At 70.5% G+C, this 258-nt stretch carries 1 protein-coding gene; it reads left to right on the plus strand.

Going from position 1 to position 258, the window contains the following annotated elements:
* The coding region (locus tag AC1RPV_RS08015) for a glycosyl hydrolase (RefSeq protein WP_481764239.1) at positions 1-258 on the plus strand (258 nt) is incomplete at both ends.

Consider the following 258-nt stretch of genomic DNA (forward strand, 5'->3'; position numbering starts at 1 on the left):
GCTTCGTGTACGACCCGGCCATGCGCGGCGTCGTCGGACTGACCGCGTCGTTCGGGTCCGACCAGTTCAACGACCACCACTTCCACTACGGGTACTTCCTCTACGCCGCCGGGGCGCTGGCGACCGACGACCCGTCGGCCGTCAGGCGCCTCGCCCCGGTGATGAACCTGCTGGCCGCGGATCTCGCCACGAGCGGCCGGAGCAGCTACTTCCCCGAGCGCCGCACGTTCGACCCGTACACCGGCCACTCCTGGGCGT

The sequence above is a fragment of the Dellaglioa sp. CoH-55-MRSF-9 genome (genome assembly GCF_056782155.1).